Annotated in this window: 17 protein-coding genes and 1 tRNA gene; 9 read left to right on the top strand and 9 right to left on the bottom strand. The window is 65.3% G+C overall.

The annotated features are described in order from the left end of the window. Window positions 1-2: 2 nt before the first annotated feature. The 3 genes from AU198_RS13885 to AU198_RS13875 all read right to left on the bottom strand — a co-directional run bounded on the left by AU198_RS13885 (window position 3) and on the right by AU198_RS13875 (window position 2,379). The gene (locus AU198_RS13885) at window positions 3-773 is read right to left on the bottom strand and encodes an ABC transporter ATP-binding protein (RefSeq protein ID WP_064348731.1); all 771 of its coding nucleotides are present in this window, start codon (window positions 771-773) and stop codon (window positions 3-5) included. Continuing rightward, window positions 770-1,609, bottom strand: a complete 840-nt coding sequence (locus AU198_RS13880) for an ABC transporter permease (protein ID WP_082691011.1) — start codon at window positions 1,607-1,609, stop codon at window positions 770-772. The genes AU198_RS13885 and AU198_RS13880 overlap by 4 nt, the downstream gene beginning before the upstream one ends. 278 nt (window positions 1,610-1,887) lie before the next feature. Continuing rightward, window positions 1,888-2,379 (bottom strand): YajQ family cyclic di-GMP-binding protein, encoded by a 492-nt coding sequence (locus tag AU198_RS13875; protein ID WP_064348729.1) that lies wholly within the window; start codon window positions 2,377-2,379, stop codon window positions 1,888-1,890. A 106-nt stretch (window positions 2,380-2,485) separates the two neighbouring features. On the opposite strand from AU198_RS13875, the gene AU198_RS13870 reads away from it, so the two are divergent. Next, window positions 2,486-2,568, top strand: a tRNA-Tyr gene (locus AU198_RS13870). 47 nt (window positions 2,569-2,615) lie between these two features. On the opposite strand, the gene AU198_RS13865 is transcribed toward AU198_RS13870, so the two are convergent. Further along, on the bottom strand, window positions 2,616-3,809 hold the full coding sequence (locus tag AU198_RS13865; protein WP_064348728.1) for an IS481 family transposase: 1,194 nt from the start codon (window positions 3,807-3,809) through the stop codon (window positions 2,616-2,618). 481 nt (window positions 3,810-4,290) lie between these two features. Between AU198_RS13865 and AU198_RS26205 the strand changes: the two genes are divergently transcribed. Beyond that, on the top strand, window positions 4,291-6,138 hold the full coding sequence (locus AU198_RS26205) for a hypothetical protein (RefSeq protein WP_156431601.1): 1,848 nt from the start codon (window positions 4,291-4,293) through the stop codon (window positions 6,136-6,138). Between the two features lie 799 nt (window positions 6,139-6,937). Here the strand turns inward: AU198_RS26205 and AU198_RS13850 are convergent. Beyond that, on the bottom strand, window positions 6,938-7,510 hold the full coding sequence (locus AU198_RS13850) for a TetR/AcrR family transcriptional regulator (RefSeq protein WP_064348725.1): 573 nt from the start codon (window positions 7,508-7,510) through the stop codon (window positions 6,938-6,940). Window positions 7,511-7,593: 83 nt separating this feature from the next. On the opposite strand from AU198_RS13850, the gene AU198_RS13845 reads away from it, so the two are divergent. Then, window positions 7,594-9,102, top strand: a complete 1,509-nt coding sequence (locus tag AU198_RS13845; RefSeq protein WP_064348724.1) for a carotenoid oxygenase family protein — start codon at window positions 7,594-7,596, stop codon at window positions 9,100-9,102. Window positions 9,103-9,136: 34 nt separating this feature from the next. On the opposite strand, the gene AU198_RS13840 is transcribed toward AU198_RS13845, so the two are convergent. Beyond that, on the bottom strand, window positions 9,137-9,808 hold the full coding sequence (locus AU198_RS13840; RefSeq protein ID WP_064348723.1) for a TetR/AcrR family transcriptional regulator: 672 nt from the start codon (window positions 9,806-9,808) through the stop codon (window positions 9,137-9,139). A gap of 35 nt (window positions 9,809-9,843) precedes the next feature. Further along, complete coding sequence (locus AU198_RS13835; protein ID WP_064348722.1) at window positions 9,844-10,782, bottom strand: metal-dependent hydrolase; 939 nt, start codon at window positions 10,780-10,782, stop codon at window positions 9,844-9,846. A 75-nt stretch (window positions 10,783-10,857) separates the two neighbouring features. Here AU198_RS13835 and AU198_RS13830 point away from each other — a divergent pair, with 75 nt between their 5' ends. Further along, window positions 10,858-12,831, top strand: coding sequence for a flavin-containing monooxygenase (locus AU198_RS13830; RefSeq protein WP_064348721.1), 1,974 nt, complete (start codon window positions 10,858-10,860; stop codon window positions 12,829-12,831). On the opposite strand, the gene AU198_RS13825 is transcribed toward AU198_RS13830, so the two are convergent. Beyond that, window positions 12,818-13,717, bottom strand: coding sequence for an alpha/beta fold hydrolase (locus AU198_RS13825; RefSeq protein WP_064348751.1), 900 nt, complete (start codon window positions 13,715-13,717; stop codon window positions 12,818-12,820). The genes AU198_RS13830 and AU198_RS13825 overlap by 14 nt on opposite strands. A 70-nt stretch (window positions 13,718-13,787) precedes the next feature. Between AU198_RS13825 and AU198_RS13820 the strand changes: the two genes are divergently transcribed. From AU198_RS13820 to AU198_RS13800, 5 genes are all read left to right on the top strand, one after another. Further along, the gene (locus AU198_RS13820; protein ID WP_064348720.1) at window positions 13,788-15,557 is read left to right on the top strand and encodes an N-acyl-D-amino-acid deacylase family protein; all 1,770 of its coding nucleotides are present in this window, start codon (window positions 13,788-13,790) and stop codon (window positions 15,555-15,557) included. Next, window positions 15,550-16,458, top strand: coding sequence for an alpha/beta hydrolase (locus AU198_RS13815; RefSeq protein ID WP_064348719.1), 909 nt, complete (start codon window positions 15,550-15,552; stop codon window positions 16,456-16,458). The genes AU198_RS13820 and AU198_RS13815 overlap by 8 nt, the downstream gene beginning before the upstream one ends. Window positions 16,459-16,467: 9 nt before the next feature. Further along, window positions 16,468-17,088 (top strand): aromatic ring-hydroxylating oxygenase subunit alpha, encoded by a 621-nt coding sequence (locus AU198_RS13810; RefSeq protein WP_064348718.1) that lies wholly within the window; start codon window positions 16,468-16,470, stop codon window positions 17,086-17,088. Continuing rightward, a complete protein-coding gene (locus tag AU198_RS13805; protein ID WP_064348717.1) occupies window positions 17,085-17,591 on the top strand; it encodes an SRPBCC family protein in 507 nt (168 codons plus the stop codon). Before AU198_RS13810 ends, AU198_RS13805 begins: the two co-directional genes overlap by 4 nt. Window positions 17,592-17,736: 145 nt before the next feature. Next, the gene (locus tag AU198_RS13800) at window positions 17,737-18,591 is read left to right on the top strand and encodes a phytanoyl-CoA dioxygenase family protein (RefSeq protein WP_064348716.1); all 855 of its coding nucleotides are present in this window, start codon (window positions 17,737-17,739) and stop codon (window positions 18,589-18,591) included. Between the two features lie 71 nt (window positions 18,592-18,662). Here the strand turns inward: AU198_RS13800 and AU198_RS13795 are convergent, their stop codons facing one another. Beyond that, a complete protein-coding gene (locus AU198_RS13795; RefSeq protein WP_064348715.1) occupies window positions 18,663-20,126 on the bottom strand; it encodes an APC family permease in 1,464 nt (487 codons plus the stop codon). Window positions 20,127-20,159 lie beyond the last annotated feature (33 nt).

Below are 20,159 nucleotides of genomic sequence, written 5' to 3'. Positions count from 1 at the left end.
GGTTAGACGATGGGGCTGGGGTCGGGACGCAGGAGGTCGTGCAACCGCCTGCGAAGCGGGGCGTAATCGGCGAACTCGGCGACACGGCTGGCGGGCCGCGGACGCGGCAGGGGATTGTCGAGATGGTCGGCGAGGGTGCCGTTCGCGCCCATAACCACGATGGATGAGGCGATCCGGAGAGCCTCGTCGACGTCATGTGTGACGAAGACGATGGTCGTTCCGGTGCGCTCCCACAGGTCGATGACGAGATCCTGCATCTGCGAGCGGGTCAGTGCGTCGAGCGCACCGAAGGGCTCGTCCATCAACAGCACCTGCGGGCTGTTGGCGAGAGCGCGGGCGATGCCGACGCGCTGGCGCATTCCGCCGGACAGTTCGTGGGGCAATTTGTTCTCGACATCGCGGGACAACCCGACGGCGTCGAGCAGGGTGCCGATCCGTTGTCGGCGTTGCGCGCGTGGCACTTTCGCCGCACGCAGTGCGAACCCGATGTTTCCGGCGACGGACGTCCAAGGGAACAGCACGTCGCGCTGGAAGACGACACCGCGCTCGCGGCCAGGTCCCGTGATCAACGCGCCGTTGAACGAAACCTGGCCTGCGGTCGGCGCCACAAACCCCGCCATGCAGTTGAGCAGCGTCGACTTGCCGCACCCCGACGGCCCCAGCAGGGCGAGGAACGCGCCCGCGTCGACGGTCAGATCGAGATCGTCGAGCGCCCGGTTGCCGGCCGCGTATTCGACCGCGAGACCGGAGATTCCGATGCCGCCCGCCGTCATGACTGTTCCTTGGCCCAGCGGACAAGTCGATGGGTGCCGCGGTAGAACAGTTGATCGGCCAGTGCGCCGACGACGCCGAGTGCAATCAGGCAGGCGAAGAGACGGTCCGGCTGGCTGAACAAGCGCGCTTGGTCGAGACGGAACCCGAGACCTTCGGTCACCCCGGCCTGTTCGGAGGCGACGATGAGGATCAGCGACATCGCGATGCCCTGCCGCAGACCGGTGAGGATGAACGGCAACGCGGCGGGCAGGACCACCGAGGTGAAGACCTGGTGCCGCGGTGCCCCGAGGCACGCCGCGACGCGAAGGTAGTCGTCGCGGGTCGAGGAGATGCCGGCGTGGGTGTTCACCCAGACGGGGAAGAACACGCCGAGGGTGGTGAGGAACAGTTTCGATTCCTCGCCGATGCCGAACCACAGGATGGCCAGCGGTACCAGCGCGATCGCGGGAATCGGTCGGATGACCTGAATGGTGGGTTCGAGCAGTACGCGGGCGACGCGGCTGCGGCCGGTGAGGCTGCCGGTGATGATGGCGAGTGTCGAGCCGAGCAGGAAGCCGGAGAGCGCGCGGCGAAAGCTCGCGGCGGCATCCTCGATCAGCGTGCCTTGGGCGTGCATGTCGAGGGTGGCTGCGACAACGTCGGCGGGGGAGGGCAGAAGGTACGGCGAGAAGATCTGCAAGCGGACGAGCAGTGCCCACAGGGCGACGACGCCGAACAGGCTCAGGCCGGCGAGGAGGCCGAAGAGGTAGCCGCGCGACGATCGGGAAGGGGCGGCGGCTTTGCGCGCCCGCGACGACGTACCCCGCGACGTTCGAAGTGTCGGCACTGCTGCCATCGACTCGTCCCTTCCAGCCGTCGACCTGGATGGCCGTACGGTAGGGGGAAATCAAGATCGCGGCGCGGGAGTGCGGTCGGGTGCAAGAAGTGTGGGCGCGAATCCGCCACGGCGGGCTGTGCACGACCTGCGCGGCTACGGGTAATGCGCCACCGCTGAGCGCGCTCCATAGTTTCAATCAGTTTGATCGAAGCGCACCCGCCGCCTCAGTTTTGCTTCCATGGCTGCGCCGAGGCCCGACGAACGACCCCGGCTGCAATTTCGGTGCGCCCCGTGAGTCAGCGGTAGTTGACGAACTGCAGCGCCACCTCGAGGTCGGCGCCCTTGAGCAGCGCGATCACCGCCTGCAGGTCGTCACGCTTCTTGCTGCTGACGCGGATCTCCTCGCCCTGGATCTGCGCCTTGACGCCCTTGGGTCCCTCGTCGCGGATCAGCTTGGTGATCTTCTTGGCCTGCTCGCTGGTGATGCCCTGCTTGATCTGGCCGCTGACCTTGTAGGTCTTGCCCGATGCCTGCGGGTCGCCGGCGTCGAACGCCTTCATAGAGATGTCGCGGCGAACCAGCTTCTCCTTGAACACGTCGACGGCGGCCTTGGCGCGCTCCTCGGTGGAGCTGGTGATGACGACGGTCTCCTCGCCCTGCCACTCGATGGAAGTGTCGGTGCCGCGGAAGTCGTAGCGCGTCGACAGCTCCTTGGCGGCCTGGTTCAGCGCGTTGTCCACCTCCTGGCGGTCGACCTTGCTCACGACGTCGAACGATGAATCCGCCATTGGATCCGTCCTCCCTGATGGTCTGGTGCCGTTTTCGTCTTGGGCCCATCCTCGTTGTACCCTGCAAGTCGCACCAAACCGGGTCACTCCGGAGGTGCAGCACCCAGGCAGGTTGCCCGAGCGGCCAATGGGAGCGGACTGTAAATCCGTCGGCTTACGCCTACGCAGGTTCGAATCCTGCACCTGCCACCCTGTGATGTCTCGGGACATCGTTGGCAGATGTCCCGAGACATCATTTACATCTGGAGCCGGTTTTCGGGTGAGTTTCCGCATTTGACGCCGCGTGGTTGGTAGTCGCGGGTGGGGTCGAGGGTCAGTTTGCGGATGAGTTGGCCGGTGTCGCGGTGCAGGACGCGGATGTCGCGGTCGTCGATGAGCACGGTGACTTTGGTGCCGCGTAAGTGTTTGGACAGGCCGATGTGGTGTAGGCGGCTGTTGTAGCGGATGGTGATGACCCCGCCGGCGTCGATTGTGTCGTGGCGTACCCGGTAATGCGGCGGGATCTGGTAGCCGCTGGGGAAGGCTTTGGGTCGGTCGTTGAATGCCTCAATGGGGGTGCGGCGTCCCAGCGCCCGGTGGGGCCGCACGGTGTTGTAGTAGACCAGGAAATCGTCGATCTGGTGTTGCAGTTCGTCGATGGTGGCCGCTGGGGGTAGGGCCCGTAGGTGTTTTTTGAGGGTTTGGTGGAAGCGTTCGACCTTGCCGCAGGTCTGCGGATGGTAGGGGCGTGAGCGGCTGTATTTGATACCCAGTTCGCCGAGCATGATTTCTAGGGCGGTGCGTCCGTTGCCGCGTTGTTTGGCGGTGAAGATGGCGCCGTTGTCGGTCAGCGCGCCCGCTGGTGTGCCCCATTGGGTGATGGCTGTGGTGAAGGTGTCGACGACGTCGGGGCCAGTGGTGACAGGGCGGGCGGTGCTGGCCAGGGCCACCCGGGAGTGGTCGTCGAGCATGTCGAGGATTTCTGCCGGGCTGTTGTCGGCTAGTCGCCAGTGGGTGACATCGGCTTGCCATAACTGGTTGGGCTGTTGGGCTTGGAAGCGTTGCCACGACGAGCGGGGCCGCTTGTGCGGTTGGGGTGTGACGAATCCGCGCCGTTTGAGGATGCGCCAAATCGTCGACACCGCAGGGACTTTTGTGACCTCTGGGTCGCGGGCAAGGTGGCTGGCGATGGTGGCGGCACCGGCGTCGAAGCCTTGCTTGTCGAGGGTCTTGCGCAACCAGATGATGCGCTCTTCGCACTGCGCCTCGACCGCCTGGGGACTGTGGTGTGGACGCCGCGAGTGCGGCTCGAACGCCGCCGCTCCTTCGCTCCGATACCGCTTACATAGTTGCTGGACCCAGGTGCGCGACACCTCATAATCGCGGGCGACTTCGCTTTTGCTGCGTCCTTCCAGCACCACCGCGGTGATGATGAGCTGCCCTTTCGACATGGCCGGCCTCCCACGCTTGCCCAGGTGCCAACTATGTCGCGAGACAGCTGCCCACTATGTCGTGAAATCAGACACTGCACCTGCCACCCTGTGATGTCTCGGGACGTCGTTGACAGATGCCCCGAGAGCCGCCAACTACGTTGTCTCACCAGACAGTGCACCTGCAGCCGGCTTCAGAGCCAGCTGGTGCATCGAACGTCCGGTATTCCCATCCGCTTCTTCCGGCCTGTATGCCAGGTTTTGGGCGGCTTGCCTGCAACGCTGAGTGTCGCGTCCCGCGAGGGCCAGGCCGAAGCGCGACGAGACGCAGCAAACCATCTCCGATGTCACCGGCAATCAAAATTTGTTCTGGAATGCGCCCCCGGATAACTGTCGCACCTGTTAAAAATATGCGGCGGTCTATTTAATATGGGGGTGTGAGTTGAAGGTCGCTCGGGGAGATCAGCGCTCAGTCGGTCGGTATCGCAGAGGAATCAGCGGCGTGGCGGTGGCGCTTGGCGTCTACGCCGTCTTCGGCAGTGTGACTGCTGTCGCCTACGCGGACGATACGACATCGTCACATGCGTCTTCTGAATCCAGTGCGAGCAAGCATTCTGACAAGAGCGCGGCGAACAAAACCGGCAGTGGGAAGCACACCTCGGCCAGTGCCGGAAAGTCAAAGTCGGCCTCGCAGAACGGCACGAGCGTCGGCGGCTTTGCCTCGCCGAAGACCAAAAAGGACAAGGCGTCCAAGAACGGCAAGCCGCCAAAGCAATCCGCCGGCACCGGCACTGTGGCGGGAACCGATGACTCGAAGGGAAAGAGTACGCCAGGCAAGGGTGACAAGCCGACACGCAAGCCGGATGGACAGTCGCGCGGACAGATCGCGCCAACAGGCACCGCTGACGAGCCGACAACCGAGCCAAGGGAACCGGCGAGCGGACACAAGGCGCGATCCCGCACCGAGTCCGCGAATCCGGTGCGCCCTGGCGCGCTGGAGATGGTCGCACCCAACGTCAGACGGCTGTCACAGCGCTTGCCTATCGCGGGTACGTCTGATGCGGCGGCGAAGAGGTCCGTGACCAAAGCGGATGCCAGCGTGCCGCTGGTCACCACCATGCCGGACGCGAACCGCCGGGTGGCTTTGAACTCGTCGACGCCGGTAGCCGATGTAGCGGGGTCGACGGCATCGCAGCCCGTTAGTGCGACAGCGGCTCCAGCCGAATCCAATCAGTTTTCGGTGGTCCGGAATATCGTCACCTCACTGTCGGACGCGTTTTCGGGGTGGCCTTCCAGCCCGGTGACCGGGGTTGTGCAGGGCGCCTACTTGTGGGTGCGACGGAGCGAAGTCAATGAGGTCTCCACCGTCGTGCCCACACAGGCGACTGGGCAGCCCATTGGCCCTATCACCGTCGCCGCCGACGCCGAGCAGGACGCGGTTCTGCACCCGGAGTTCACGTTCACGTATCCGAAGAAAGACAAGTACTGGACTCCGGAGAGAAAAGCCGAGTTCGAACAGGCGGCAAAGACGCTGTCGGAATACTTCGTCGTCACCAAGCCGACCACGATCAACTACAAGGTCACGAGCAGCTACTGGGACGACGACGTGCCCAAGAAGGAGCGAACTCCTTGCAAGGCCAATACTCGCTGCGATGAGCTTGCGTCGGCCAAGAGCCCGCTGACCAACGAAAAAGACGAGGGCTTCTACAACACCGTCGTGCAGAACAAGATCATTACCGGCGTGGACGCCAACGGCAAAAAGCCCGACGCAACGATTGATTTCAACTTCGCGCACAAGTGGAGCTTGGGCCCGGACGTCAAATCTGATGAATATGATTTCACCGGCACGGTGATGCACGAGATGTTGCACACCTTAGGGTTCGGATCCGACCTGAGCATGCCAGAGATCGACAAAAAGACTGGTCAGCGGAAACCGGTCGACAATGACAACTGGATGACCTATGACCGTTTCCTCTCGAATTCCACCGGTGCCACGGCGATCGATCCCACAAATTACACGTTCAATTCCGCATTCGTCCCGAACATGACCGGGGGCAATGAAGGTAACGGACTGTACTTCAATGGAACCAATGCGCAGGCGGCATACGACAACAAACCGATCCCGCTGCACACGCCTACGGCGTGGTCCAGCAGCTCGGTCAGCCACCTCGACGACAGAACCTTCGAAGGCGCCAACAAGAAGATCATGAATTCCGGTGACGACACGGGACTGGGGGTACGGACTCTGAGCGCGATAGAGATCGGGATCCTCAAAGACCTTGGCTACACCATGGCTGAGCAGACACCGCAAAACGCACCGAACCCCCAGCACGTGGAAAACGTCGTGTAGCTGCCCGATCTCGATTGCGGCCGGTTCCGCCGCCCCGTTCAGGTGGCACGCCGACCGTGTCGAACCCGTACCAAAACGACACCTCCCTCGGTGACGTGTGCCATGTTCGCCGCCACGCTCGACGGCGGTCAATGAGCAGGGCATAGCGGCTGAGCTCTCCGCCGTCACAGCCGCCGGCGGCCGATACGCCGACCTCACAGACCTGTAACACGCTGCTGTACATGGACAAAAGTCATTTGATGTTGGAGTACACGCGACAACTGGCCGCCGGTGATCGCCGCGTTGGCCGACCGGGCGCTGGTGTCGGGCTGACGATCGCAACCGTTCGAATCCGGAACGGACTGGAACCACACAACGTGCCACGATGCGAGGTGACCAGGGCGCAAACCCGCACCGGAACAGCGCAAGTCCGGATCGTTCAGGACCCACTGCCCGGGTTCCTAGCAATAGGACCCCGAATTGCTCGCCGGCACCTTCATGTACTTCGACGACGATCAGGTGCGCGACGTTCTCGTCAAGCACACGTCGGACTGGAACTCGTTCATCGCCAAGCAGACGGAGAAGCCGGCCAAACCGTGAGCCGCGCTGCGGTCGCCGGCCGCCGCCTCGCTCACAGAGCGTCGGCCGGGAAGACCTCGTCGGCCAGCGTGAGCCAGTCGATAGTTCCCGTCTCGGTCGTCTCGTCGATGGCCGAGACCTTGGTCGTGACGGTTGTTCTCATGGCATCGATCGTCGCGCTCAGTCGGCGTCCGCGAAATCGCCAGGAAGCTAGACTTCACGCCCTCGAGGTCAGCTTTTCCTATCCGCCGGGTAAGCCCGACGACCGCGTGATCGCCCGGCTGACCACCTCGGCCACTTCCTTGTCGGTCAGCGCACTGTCCTCGATCAGAGTGTGGGACAGGACCGTCCGCACGACGACTTCGGCAGCGCCGAGTGGGCTCAAAGCGAGTTGATCTGAACTCGGTATCGCCTGGGCGACCATCGCCGCCACCGTCTGCACCAGGTTCATTCGATCGTTGCCGACAGGCAGCCCGGCATACAGCAGCCAGTGCGGTTCGTGGTCGCGAATGTAGACGAACGCCTTGTGATTGCGGAGATACCGCAGCGTGGTGGTGACGACAGCCGCCGTCTGCGCGGTGGGGTCGGCCTGGGGGTCGAAGGCCGCGAGCGTCGCGGCGATCATCGCGCCGATCTCCTGCTCGGCGATCGCGCCCAGCAGTCCGTCCTTGTCGCCGAACTCGCGGTAGGCGGTGGCCCGCGACACGCCGGCCCGCTCGGCGACCTGGCTCAAGGTCAGCCGATCCAGACCGCTTTCGCTGATCATCTCCAGCGCGGCCCGCACCAGTTGTGACGACGAACGAGTCTTGGCCACGACTCTTTCTACCGCAGCACCATTGCTTTCCCACCCAAACTGAGACTAGATTACGAATTAGTCTCAGAAGAGGAGCATGCCCGGTGACTCAGACTCCGATCATCGCGACCGATGGGCCCGACCTCCCCGAACTCCACCGCTATCTTGGGACTCTGCCGGTCAGCGAGCGCGACCAGCTGATGGCCCAGCTCGCGACGCTCAGCGATGCCGACGTCAGAAGCCTCGGAGTGAGCGAGCCGCAGCTGGCCGAATACGACTACCGGGTCGACGACATCGACGGGACCATTCCGCCCGATCTCGACGGGACTCTGTACCGCAACGGACCCGGCCGCTGGCAGGACCATAGCGGTCGACCTCTGCACCACCTCTTCGACGGCGACGGCATGCTCTCGGCCTTCACCATCGCCGACGGCTCGGTCCGCTACATGAACCGCTACGTGCGGACCAACCACTATCTGGGCAGGACCGGGTTGAACCATATGGGCACTGCCGCGCCCGGTGGCATCAAGTCCAACATCGGTCGTCTTCCACCGAACCTGGCCAACACCAATGTCGTTGAACACGCCGGTCGGCTGTTCGCGCTGTGGGAAGGCGGACCGCCGCACGAAATCAACCCGCAGACATTGGAAACCATCGGCGTCCGCCGGTTCGGTCGGGAATTGCGTTGGGTGGGATCATATTCGGCGCATCCGTGCCTCTGCCCGGCAACCCGCGAGATGTTCAACTTCGGCGTCGAGTTCATCCCGCGCCCGCACTTACGGGTCTATCGCACCGACCCGACGGGCCGGCTGAAGCACTTCCGCTCGGCGCGACTGCCTTACGTCGCCATGGTGCACGACTTCGCGCTGACACAGAGCCATCTGGTGTTCGTGGTGTCACCGATCATCCCGGCGGCCCTGCCGGTGCTGTTGGGGCTCAAACCGATGGGCGACGCGATGCGGTACCGGCCCGAGCGGGGCAGCGTGTTCGTCTTGGTGCCGCGAGATGGCGGCAAAATTCGCACCATCGAATATGACCCCGTTTTGATGTTCCACCTCAGCAACGCCTACGACGACGATGGCGACATCGTCATCGACGCGATCACGTACGACGACGGGCGACTCTTGGGGCGGCTCAACCGATTCCACGTCGCGCCGCTCGATGACGCACCATCGACGTTTATGCGATACCGCATCACACGGTCGGGACGTGTCCTGGCCGAACCGCTGTCGGGGCTGCCCTGCGAATTCCCTCGGCACAACGACGCATTCGAGGGTTGCAAGCACCGGTATGTGTACCTCAACACGCGCCACCATCTCGTCTCGTTCTACGACTCGATCACCAGACTCGATCTGAGAGACAATTCCGTCGCGACGTACACCACCCCCGAGGCCGGAAACAGCTTCTGCGAGCCGGTATTCGCCGCCAAGCCCCACGCCACCGCCGAGGATGACGGATGGGTGCTCTCCGTCGAGTACCAGGCGCGGACGCATACGTCACGCCTGGTGATCTTCGACGCCGCCGACATCGCCGCCGGCCCGATCGCCGCCGCCAACCTTCGCCACCACATCCCGCAGGGCTTCCACGGCAGTTTCGTCCCGCGATCTCGGTGACGGTCTGGGGTCTTGGGCGGTCCTATCGAACCGGTTATGACGCGGATCGGCGGTCGGGACGCTGCGGGACAGCGACCTTGGTGACCGACTCCATGGCCACCGCAAACCGCGGGTAGATGACGGCGGGGCCCACCCAGCGCGCGAGGAATGTGCGCAGTTCGGCGCCGGTGGGGTGTTTCTTGTTGGTGTCGACGAGATACGAGTACAGGATCCGCAGCAAGAACTCGGCGAGCTCGCCGAGCGCCTCTTCATCGAACCCGTTTGCGTCCCAGTCCACCTCGTACCGGTGCAGCATCGATCGGCTGAAGGCCAGTGCGGTGTCGGACGACAGCGACGGTGCGAGCTCACCGCGGGACCTTTTACTCAGGATGTAGATGATGCGATCGTCGCGGGACAGGTTCTCGATCGCGAACGCCAGCCCCTCGACTACGGCGGTGACCGCGTCGGTTTCGTCGCCCACGTGATGGGCCAACTGATCGAGGAAGCCGTCGCCGGAGCGCATCACTGTGGCCAGTAGGAGCGCCTCGGTGCCCGGGAAGTAGCGGTACACCGTCTGCCGGGTCACCCCCAGCGACCGCGCGACGTCGGCGATCCGCATCGCCGAGCCGCGCTCGGCGATGATCTCGTCGGCGGCATCGAGGATGCGGCTGATCGCCTCCTCGTCAGAGGCGGGTGTGTTGCCCGACCAGCCATGGCGCCGCGCCACTAGTCGCCCACCTCCGCGCCCTGCATGTTGCGATCCTAGCGGCGGGGTTCGCCAACACCGGCCATGCCGACCGAGTACCAGTGGGCGGCGCTCTTCGGCTCCTCGTCGTATCTGTCGCACCAGCGTTCCGCGAACGGCGGCAGATTCTCGTAGGTCGGGTCATGGTTCGGCCCCTGGGATCGGACCAGGCCGGTCAGCATCGCGATCATCTCCTTCCTCGGGACGCCGGCGTAGGTGGCCTGCCCGGGCTCGGTCATTTGTCGGGCGGCGCGAGCCGCCGCGAGCAAGGACGGCGGTGTCATTCGGTCGGGCAGCAGGCGGCCGTAGTGGCCGCCGTCGGCTGCCGGGACATGCTTTTGGAACCCGCGAGAGACGATCCCGGCGATCTCGCCGAGGTGCACGGCGACGGAGCCGATCGTCCTGGCGCGATAGAGAAAGTCGCCGTGTACGGCGTTGTACACCATCAGCGCGGAGCTGCGATGCTCGATCTCCTCGACGAAATGCCAGAGGAACAGCGATGCGACGCGTTCGTCGCCCGGTGCGAACAGCTTGTCCTCGTGGTCGAGGAACACCTTGAAGTAGGGCGTGAAGGTGTTTTCGATCACCGCGGTGTACGCGAGCCGCCACGCCAAAGGTTTTGTGGCAGTGAGGCGGTCGTAGGAGGCGATCACCTCGTCCATCGTCTCCTGCAGGCCCGGCCAGCGCCGGACCAGTGCACGGAAGTGGCTCATGTGCGCCGCCGAGTGTTGTGCCTCCTGCCGAAGGTAGGCGTTCGCCTCTTCGGCTTGTCGCGGGTCGCGCATCAGCGGGATCGCTTCGCGGGTCGCGTCGACGATGAACTTCTCGAAGCCGGGTGCAAAGAAGGTGATCAAATTGCACTGCATCGCGAACGCCGGCCGCTGCGGGTTCCAGTTGAACGGCACGTCGTCGCCGCCGAGATCGAATCGGACGCGCCGCATCTTCAGGTTGGACATCGTCGACGGACTCCTCTCGTCGAGTGGATCGATCAAATCAGACCATACGTCTTGCGAATTGTGTATTCTTCGCGAATGGGCCGATTGGCGGAATGTGATGCTCTGCTCGGCCAGGCCTTCGACGACCCGGACGACGTGATCCGGGCCGCCGTCGCCGACGCGAGCGTCCCGTCCCTGCTGATGTCGATGGTCCACATGACCGGCGACATGGGCGTGCTCGACGAAATGCCCGGCCCCTATGCACTCATCGCGATGGACCTGCAGGGTGCGATGAGCGAACCCGACAAGCAGAAGGTGCGGGACCGCGCCGTCGAGGTGATCCGCGACTACCGAGACCGCGGATGCCCCGCGCCGTTCGTGCCGGACGCCGAGCAGATGCGGGTGATGCTCAACGTGATCTCGGCGGGGACGGTGACCGAGGAGTTCGTCGACTACGTCGCCGCGGACCTGCGTTTCACCGACGCCGATCAGTGTGGACCGGTGCTGGCATCGACCGCGCAGCAGCGCCACGACTTTCCGGTCGTCGTCATCGGCTGCGGTGAAGCCGGACTGCTGGCCGGCATCAAACTCAAGGCCGCCGGTGTGCCGTTCACGATCGTCGAGAAGCGGTCCGCGGTCGGCGGCACCTGGCTGGCCAACCGGTATCCGGGCTGCCGTGTGGACATCGCCAGCCAGTACTACACCTATTCGTTCGAACCGACCGACCACTGGCGGCACTACTACGCCGAACAACCCGAGATCCTGCAGTATCTGCAGAACGTCGCCGACAAGTACGGCGTCGTGCCGCACGTGCGCTTCGACACCGCGGTCACCGGCGCGACGTGGGACGAGAACTCGGCATCCTGGCGGGTCAGGATTCGCGGCGCCGACGGGCGAACCGACGAGCTGACCTCACGCGCCGTGATCTGCGCCGTCGGCCAGTTCAGCAACCCGGTGATCCCAGACATCAAGGGCGCCAACACCTTCAGCGGACCGTCCTTCCACACCGCCGACTGGCGTGACGACGTCGATCTGAGAGGCAAGCGGGTCGCCGTCATCGGCGCCGGCGCCAGCGGGTTTCAACTCGTGCCCGCGATCGCGGACCTGACTGAGCATGTCGACGTCTATCAGCGCACCCCGCAGTGGATGGCGCCCAACCCGATGTACCACGACGTCGTTCCCGACGGGGCCCGGTGGGCGATGCGGCACCTGCCGTATTACGCGCGGTGGCTGCGGTTCGTGTCGTGGTGGCCGATCGCCGACGCGCTCGACGAACAGGTCCGCATCGACCCGCACTGGGACAACGGCGGCTTGTCGTGCAACGCGTCCAACCACGCCATCCGCGAGATGTTCATTGCGTGGATGCGCAACTTCTGCACCGACGAGGACCTGCTGGAGAAGGTCACACCCAAATACCCGCCGATGGGCAAACGGACGTTGCAGGACAACGGAACCTGGCTCACCACGCTGCAGCGCGACGATGTCGAGTTGGTCACCGACGGCATCGCCGAGATCACGTCCGACGGCGTCATCACCGTCGACGGCGTGCACCGCCGCGCCGATGTGCTGGTGTGGGCCACCGGTTTCGATGTCAACCATCAGCTCGGCCCGATCGACGTGCGCGGTCTCGACGGGATCGAACTCAACAGGGCCTGGGGTGATTCGCCGTACGCGTATCTGGGCGTCACGGTGCCGGGATTCCCGAACTTCTACTGCATGTACGGCCCGGGTACCAACGGCGTCAACGGCGCCAGCATCATCTACAACTCGGAGTGCCAGATGCGCTACATCATGGGCTGCATCGACATGCTGCTGGCCGGCGGGTACGACTCGGCGATGCCGCGGGCGGACGTCTGCGCCGACTACGACCGTCGCAACCAGGAACGTCTCAGCCAGATGGTCTACAGCCACCCGGCAATCTCGAGCAGCTACTACAAGAACTCGTCGGGTGGGTTGCCCACTCTCTACGGGTTCCGCATCTTCGACTACTGGCGATGGACGAGCCACCCCGATCCAGACGACTACGAACTGCGGAGCTCGGACAGGACCGCTGAACTCAGCCGACCTTGAGGTACTCGAGGATGGCGCTGCCGACCACTCGGGGCTGATCGACCTGCAAGAAGTGTCCGGCACCGGGAATCGTGCGCACCCGGCTACCCGGCGGGAGCGCGTCGATGACCCCGTCGAAATAACCGGGCTGGACCGCGCCGTCCTGTTCACCCTGGAGTACGAGCACCGGATGGCTGGGCAGCTTGAACCGGAACCGGTGCAGGCCCGCGTATTGCGCTGCGGGACGGGTGAATCGAACCATGGACCGGTAGTACGACACCGCTGCCTTGCGGTGGGCGAGCGAGGGCAGCGCGTCCAGCGTCGCTGCGACACCGTCGCGCACGTCCACCCCTGGTGGCGACCAATCCTTCCAGAGTCGGGGGATCACCCGGTGCAGCACCCGCTCCGGCACGAACGGCAACTGGAAGAACAGCACGTACCAGCTGCGGCGCAGTTGGATCGCGGCCATCCGCAGATTCTGGCCCAGCCCGCGCCGCGAGTTGTCCATCGCCGCGAGCGGAGGTACCGACATCACGACATGCGCGGCGAACGGGGACCCCGGGTACGCGGCGAGCCCGCCGGCGGTGAACGCGCCCCAATCGTGGCCGATCAGCACCGCGTCGGCCGGTCGGCCGAGGTGCGCGTGCAGGTCGACCATGTCGCACATCAGCGCGCCCAGGTGGTAGTCACCGTCGGGGGCCGGCCCCGTCGGGGCGTAGCCACGGGTGAACGGGGCGATCACGCGAAAGCCGTTGTCCACCAGTATCGGTGCGAGCGTCCTCCAGCTGTAGGCACTGTCCGGGAAGCCGTGCACGCAGATGGCCGGCCTTCCGTCCGCGGGTCCCCAGCTGAGCGCGCTCATCCGCAGCCGCGGGAGATCGAACTCGATGAGTTCCGGATCGGTCATTTCGTGACCATACATTAATCCACATCTGTATTGTGTGGGGTGACGATCGGCGATGAGGAGCACAGGCTCGATGAGCTTCGACGTGGTGATCAAGAACGGCCGGTACTTCGACGGAACAGGCGGTCCGTCGGCTATCCGCAACCTCGGCATCCGCGACGGCCATGTCGCCGTGGTAACCGACGAACCGATCGGCGGCGTCGAGGAGATCGACGCGTGGGGGAAGTGGGTTCTGCCCGGGTTCATCGACATTCACACCCATTACGACGTCGAGGTGCTCAACGGTCCGGGCCTGACCGAGTCGCTTCGCCACGGCGTGACCACGGTGGTGGTCGGATCGTGCTCGCTGTCGACGGTGCATGTCGGCGGCGTCGACGCGGGTGATCTGTTCGGCCGGGTGGAGGCGATACCGCGCGAGCACGTCATCGCCGCCATCGATCGGCATAAGACCTGGTCCACCGCCGAGGAGTACGCCCGGGCCCTGGAGGCGCGGCCCCTCGGGCCGAATATCACGGCGTTCATCGGCCACTCCGACATGCGCACCGCCGTCATGGGGCTCGAGCGCGCGACAACGTACGACGATCAGCCGACGAAGGCCGAACTCGCGCAGATGGAACGGTGGCTCACCGAGGCGCTCGACGCCGGCTTTATCGGCCTGTCCTCCCAACAGCTGCTGTTCGACCGGCTCGACGGCGATGTCTGCCGCTCCCGCACGCTGCCGTCGACCTACGTGAAACGGCGGGAGATGCGTCGGCTCACCCGGCTGGTGCGCCGGCGCGGCCGGGTGCTGCAGAGCGGACCCGACATACAGCACCCGCTGAAGATGGCGGCACAGCTCGTGCGATCGATCGGTGGGGTGCGCCGTCCGTTGAAGATGAGCTTTCTGGCCGCCGCCGACGCCAAGTCGAACCCGATCGGCCATAAGATCCTCACCGGCGCGGCGCGATTCGTCAACGGGCTCGGCGGCGACTTCCGGTGGCAGCACCTGCCGGTGCCGTTCGAGGTCTACGGCGACGGCATCGATCTGGTGATCTTCGAGGAGCTCGGCGCCGGCGCCGCGGCTCTGCACCTGCGCGACGAGGTGGAACGCAACGAGCTCATACAGGCCGAGGACTATCGACTCCGGTTCCGCAAGGAGTACGACAACAAGTTCAAGATCGGGGCCTGGCACCGGGACTTCTTCGACGCCGACATCGTCGCCTGCCCCGACGAATCATTGGTCGGCAGAACCTTCGGGCAGGTCGGCTTGGACCGCGGTCTGCATCCCGTCGACGCCTTTCTCGACCTCGTGGTCCGGTACGGCAGCGCCCTGCGCTGGCGCACCGTCATCTCCAACCACCGGCCCAGAATCCTGAAGAAACTCGCCGTCGATCCGGGTATTCAGGTCGGTTTTTCCGACGCCGGTGCCCACCTGCGCAACATGTCCTTCTACAACTGCAATCTGCGCCTGCTGCGCCATGTCCAGCAGAGCGCCGAGGCCGGTGCGGAGTTCATGACCGTCGAGCACGCCGTGCACCGACTGACGGGCGAACTGGCCGACTGGTATTCGCTGGACGCGGGCCATCTGCGGGTCGGGGATCGCGCCGACGTGGCCGTGATCGACCCCGCGCACCTGGACGAATCGCTCGACGCCTACGCCGAGGAGACCGTCGATCAGTACGGGGGGCTGAGCCGCATGGTCAACCGCAACGACGACGCGGTCACGGCGGTGCTGGTCGCCGGCCGCACGGTCGTGCGCGACGGCGTCCCAACGGAGCTGGTCGGCACGGTCCGGACCGGTAGCTTCCTGCGCGCCGGCCAGACGATCCCGGCACCGGCCGAGGCGGTAGCGGCCAGTGGGTGACATCGACTACGCACAGATCGACCCGGAACTGCGACGGGTCGCCCGAATCCTGCCGAAAGGCTATGCCCTGCACCGAGGCTTAACTCTGCCGCGCGCGTTGATGGCGCTTGCCGGGCGCACGGGGCGGATGCGCGGCGTCGAAGTGGCCCGCGTGAACACCGACGTCACCGTCCGTGTTCACCGTCCGCGCGGTAGCGCGACGCCCGGTCCGGCGCTGTTGTGGATCCACGGCGGCGGAACCGTGATGGGCTCTGCGGCACAGGAGGATCGGTTCTGCAGGAAGCTGGCCAACTTCACCGACGTGGCGGTCGTCGCGGTGGATCATCGCCTCGCGCCGGAGCATCCATACCCGGCGCCGCTCGAAGACTGTTACACCGCACTGCAATGGCTGACCCGGCAGCCGTGGGTGGATCCGGCGCGGGTCGCCGTCGGCGGGGCCAGCGCGGGCGGCGGATTCGCCGCGGCGGTGGCGCAGCGCGCCCATGACCGCGGCGACGTCGAACTCACCCTGCAGATGCTGGTCTACCCGATGCTCGACGATCGAACTCCTGCGGACTCGCGGCGCCGGGTGATGTGGACGGCGCGCGACAACCGCATCGCATGGCAGTGGTACCTCGCCGGCGCCGACCCCGAGGCGGCGGTCCCGGCGCGCCGCGCCGACCTGTCCGGGCTGGCCCCGGCGTGGATCGGCGTCGGGACCCTCGACCTCTTCTACGACGAATGCCGGGCCTACGTGCAGCGGTTACGGGACGCCGGTGTCGACGTCCACCAGGAGATCGCCGAGGGCGCGTTCCACGCTTTCGATCTGATCGCCCCGAATACCTCTGTGGCGCAGCGCTTCTTCGCCAGTCAGGTCCGCGCGCTGCGCGCATCTTCCGTCGACGGCCCCGTCCGGCGCTGAGGAACTCCCGTGCCACGACAAGAAGCCCTCGAACTCACCCGCCGCGTCCTCAAGCACTTCGAGAACGACAGCCTCGACATCGCCGATCAGGTGTGGCGCGAACCGCGCAGCGCCTACGTCGACCGCGACCGTTTCGAGGCCGACGTCCGGATGCTGCGCAGCATGCCGCACGTGATCGGCTGGGGAGGCGAGGTCGCCGCCCCCGGCTCGTATGCGACGAAGGATGTGATGGGCACACCCGTTCTGGTGACACGGGCGCAGGACGGTGCGCTGCGCGCGTTCATCAACGGCTGCGCACACCGAGGCGCGCAGGTGGCCGACGGCTGCGGTGCAGCGCGAACGCTCACCTGTCCTTATCACGGCTGGACCTACGGCCTGGATGGTCGGCTCAAGGGGGCACCCGCCCGCACGATGTTCGCCGGAGCAGACCTCGAACACCGCGGCCTGATCCCGTTGCCCGTCAGCATGCAGGGTGGGCTTCTGGTCGTGGGACTGTCGGCCGACGTCGATGTGTCGGCGGCACTGGACGGTATCGCGACGCCGTTGTCGGACTACGACTTTGACCGGGTGTTCCACGTGGGACCCGGCGCTACGACCTCGCATGCAACTGGAAGCTCGCTGTCGACGTGAACTTCGAGGGTTACCACTTTCCCTTCGTGCATGCCGACACCTTGGACCCGTTGGCGTCGAACAACTCGGTCTACGACATCTACGACCGAAATATTCGCTGGGCGTTCCCGTTCCGCGACATCGTGCAGTACCGCGATCTCTCAGAAGCCGACTGGCCCGACCAGTTCTTCGGGACGGTGGTGTACGGGCTGTTTCCCAGCTGTGTGCTGATCGAGGCGCCGGGCACGTCGCAGATGCTGCGCGCCTACCCCGGCAGCAACCCGGGCGAGACCATGGTCTACCTGTCCATCTCGGCACCCGCGGAACCGGTCACCGACGACGAACGCGCCTGGTACAAGATGGGACTCGATGGCGCCGCCCAGGTCCTCGAAGGACAGGACTTCCCGATGGCCGAGGCGTGCCAGCGCGGTCTGACGGCCGGCGTCGACCACGTCGTCTTCGGCCGCAACGAGGGGCTGCTGCACCACCTCGCCGCCGTGCGGAACCAAGCGCTGCTGATCTGAGGGCACTGCGGGCGGCGAGCGCCCGCTCATCGGTGTAGGACAACGCCACAGCGCCGCGGGCGTGCCACGAAAGTCAGTAGGTCCTTGACCACTGCCTGCGCGAGGTCCAGTGTTTGGGTAGGCCAACCGGACAGGGGAGGGCTTGATGAGCATCGACGATGATCCGGTCACCACGCTCGATGACCTGCGCAGCGATCTGGCGCGCCGGCACAAATGGACAGCCACCGGCGGCGCCTCGGTCGACCCGGCGGTCGTCGACGCCGATATGGCGGCGCTCGACCGCGACGGCTATCTCATCTGGGAAAACCTTCTCAGCGCCGACGAGTGCGCGCAGATCAAGGAGACGGTCGCGCCGTGGCTCGCGCACACGGGCCGCAACTCGTTCGAAGGACACCGCACCCAGCGCGTCTACAGCCTGCTGAGCAGGACTCGGGTGTGCGACCGGTTGGTCGACCATCCGCGGGTGTTGGCGGTCCTCGATCGGCTGCTGATGGACAACTACCTGCTGTCGGCCCTACAGGCCATCAACATCCAGCCCGGCGAGACCGCGCAGTTGGCCCACCACGACGACGGCTTCTACCCGATCCCGCGACCACGCGAACCCCTTGCCGCCGCGACCATCTGGGCGATCGACGATTTCACCGCCGACAACGGCGCCACGGTGCTCTACCCCGGCAGTCACCGCTGGGGCAGGCGTCGCCCCGAACCGGACGACCCCGCGATACCCGTCGTCATGCCCGCCGGCTCCTGCGTCTTTTTCGTCGGCACCCTCTGGCACGGCGGCGGCGCCAACACCACCGACGCCGCGCGACTGGCCGTCACCGCCCAGTACTGCCAGCCGTGGCTGCGGCCGATGGAGGCCTTCACGCTCTCCATATCGCGCGATACAGCGCGCGAGGTCTCCGATGACATCCGCCGGATGATCGGCTACAGCATCCATCCGCCGTTTGTCGGCGCCGTCGACGGCCTGCACCCCCTGCGGCTGTTGGAGCAGCCGTAGTCGAACATTGCGCCCAGGGCTGTTCGCTAGGACACAATCCGCGCACCGGTTTCCAGCTGGGCGGTTCCCACTCAGAACGCGTCAGGATCACCGGGTTCGGTCTCGAGCACGTCGCGGTTGAAGATCATCATCTTGGCGAAGTACAGCCCTCCCGCCGACACGACACCGGCGACGATCAGGTCGGGGACCAAGGAGTCCGACGGTGACATCAACGCGACCAACGAGAACACCACCCAGACGAGGGCGGCGATCGCCACCGGCACCTCGAAACGGCCCAGCCCGAACGCACCTTCCTTGCGGCCCAGCCGCTTTCGCACCGACAGGTACAGCACCGTGATGGCCCCATAGATCAGCGCCGGCAGGATCGTCGACCCGACGATCAGCTGGAGCAGGGCTTGACCGGGCAGCGCCACCATGAGAACTACACCCACCACGAACATCAACACGGTCGCGGGAATCGGTGTACGGGTGCTCGGGTTGACCCGCCGGAACAGGGTATAGCCGGGAAAGCGTGAATCGCGTGCCATGGCGAAAACGATGCGTGAACACGAGGCCAACATCACCATCCCCGCACCAAACATCGCAAACGCGATACCCGACAACAGGATTCGCTCGGTGAGGGGCCCGAGCTGATCGCGAATGATGGTCGCGACCGGCGATTCGCTGGTGCTGACCTCGGGGATGCTCTTGATCGCGACGGTGAGGGTGAAGATGAAGACGAAGCCCAAAACAGCCGACGCCAACACCGAGGAGACGATCGCCCGAGGCACGCTGCGGTACGGGTCCTTGGCCTCCTCGGCCAGATTGGCCGCCGAGTCGAAGCCCACGAGCGTCACCAATCCCATGACCATCCCGGCCATCAGGCCGCCGCCGATCGCGAAGTAGCCGGGTGCCCCGGCGGCGATGCCCTGCGAAACCACATTGTCGACGGTTCCGCTGCCGCTGTGCACCATCACCGCGCCGAGCCCGATCACCAGCACCACGACGATCGTCAACTCCAGCGCGACCGCGGTCGAGGTGACCAGGCCGAGCAGCCGGGTCGATGCGATGACGAGCACTGTTTGCGTCGCCAGCACCGCCAGCGTGATCAGCCGGGCGACATCCTCGTCGGGTTCCATGCCCAGCAGGGGCATGAGCGCTTGACTGGCGAGCGCGTTGTCCATCGCCACCACTCCGATGGCCAGAAACCAGAACGTCAACCACCCGAAGAACCAGCCGACCTTCGGATTGGCCAATCTCGATGCCCACTGGTAGGAGGACCCGCTGAGCGCGATGCGAGCGGCGAACTGCGCGACCACCAAAGCTACGAGTGTCTGCCCGACCGCCGCAACCAACCACAGCCAGATCCCGACCGGCCCCGAACTCTGAAGCACCGCACCATAACTGGCGAAGACACCGACGGCGACCGAGATGAACGCGAACGAGATCGCGAACACCTGAAACGAGCCGAGACTCCGTTTCAGTTCGGGCGTATAGCCGCATTCCCGAGACTCGTCATCGGCGGACCGACCAAGCACGACGTCCTCTGTGGTCATCGGCCCCTCCTGCACTAGATGAACAGTAGGGCA

The sequence above is a fragment of the Mycobacterium sp. GA-1199 genome, assembly GCF_001500045.1.
Taxonomy (GTDB): Bacteria; Actinomycetota; Actinomycetes; order Mycobacteriales; family Mycobacteriaceae; genus Mycobacterium.
This window is presented reverse-complemented; position numbering and strand designations above follow the sequence as displayed.

Bases quoted from the DNA above. Each gene is read 5' to 3' on its own strand.
- AU198_RS13885 (WP_064348731.1), bottom strand. From the start codon at position 773: ATGACGGCGGGCGGCATCGGAATCTCCGGTCTCGCGGTCGAATACGCG.
- AU198_RS13880 (WP_082691011.1), bottom strand. From the start codon at position 1,609: ATGGCAGCAGTGCCGACACTTCGAACGTCGCGGGGTACGTCGTCGCGG.
- AU198_RS13875 (WP_064348729.1), bottom strand. From the start codon at position 2,379: ATGGCGGATTCATCGTTCGACGTCGTGAGCAAGGTCGACCGCCAGGAG.
- AU198_RS13865 (WP_064348728.1), bottom strand. From the start codon at position 3,809: ATGTCGAAAGGGCAGCTCATCATCACCGCGGTGGTGCTGGAAGGACGC.
- AU198_RS13835 (WP_064348722.1), bottom strand. From the start codon at position 10,782: ATGTCCAACCTGAAGATGCGGCGCGTCCGATTCGATCTCGGCGGCGAC.
- AU198_RS13830 (WP_064348721.1), top strand. From the start codon at position 10,858: ATGGGCCGATTGGCGGAATGTGATGCTCTGCTCGGCCAGGCCTTCGAC.
- AU198_RS13825 (WP_064348751.1), bottom strand. From the start codon at position 13,717: ATGACCGATCCGGAACTCATCGAGTTCGATCTCCCGCGGCTGCGGATG.
- AU198_RS13820 (WP_064348720.1), top strand. From the start codon at position 13,788: ATGAGCTTCGACGTGGTGATCAAGAACGGCCGGTACTTCGACGGAACA.
- AU198_RS13800 (WP_064348716.1), top strand. From the start codon at position 17,737: ATGAGCATCGACGATGATCCGGTCACCACGCTCGATGACCTGCGCAGC.
- AU198_RS13795 (WP_064348715.1), bottom strand. From the start codon at position 20,126: ATGACCACAGAGGACGTCGTGCTTGGTCGGTCCGCCGATGACGAGTCT.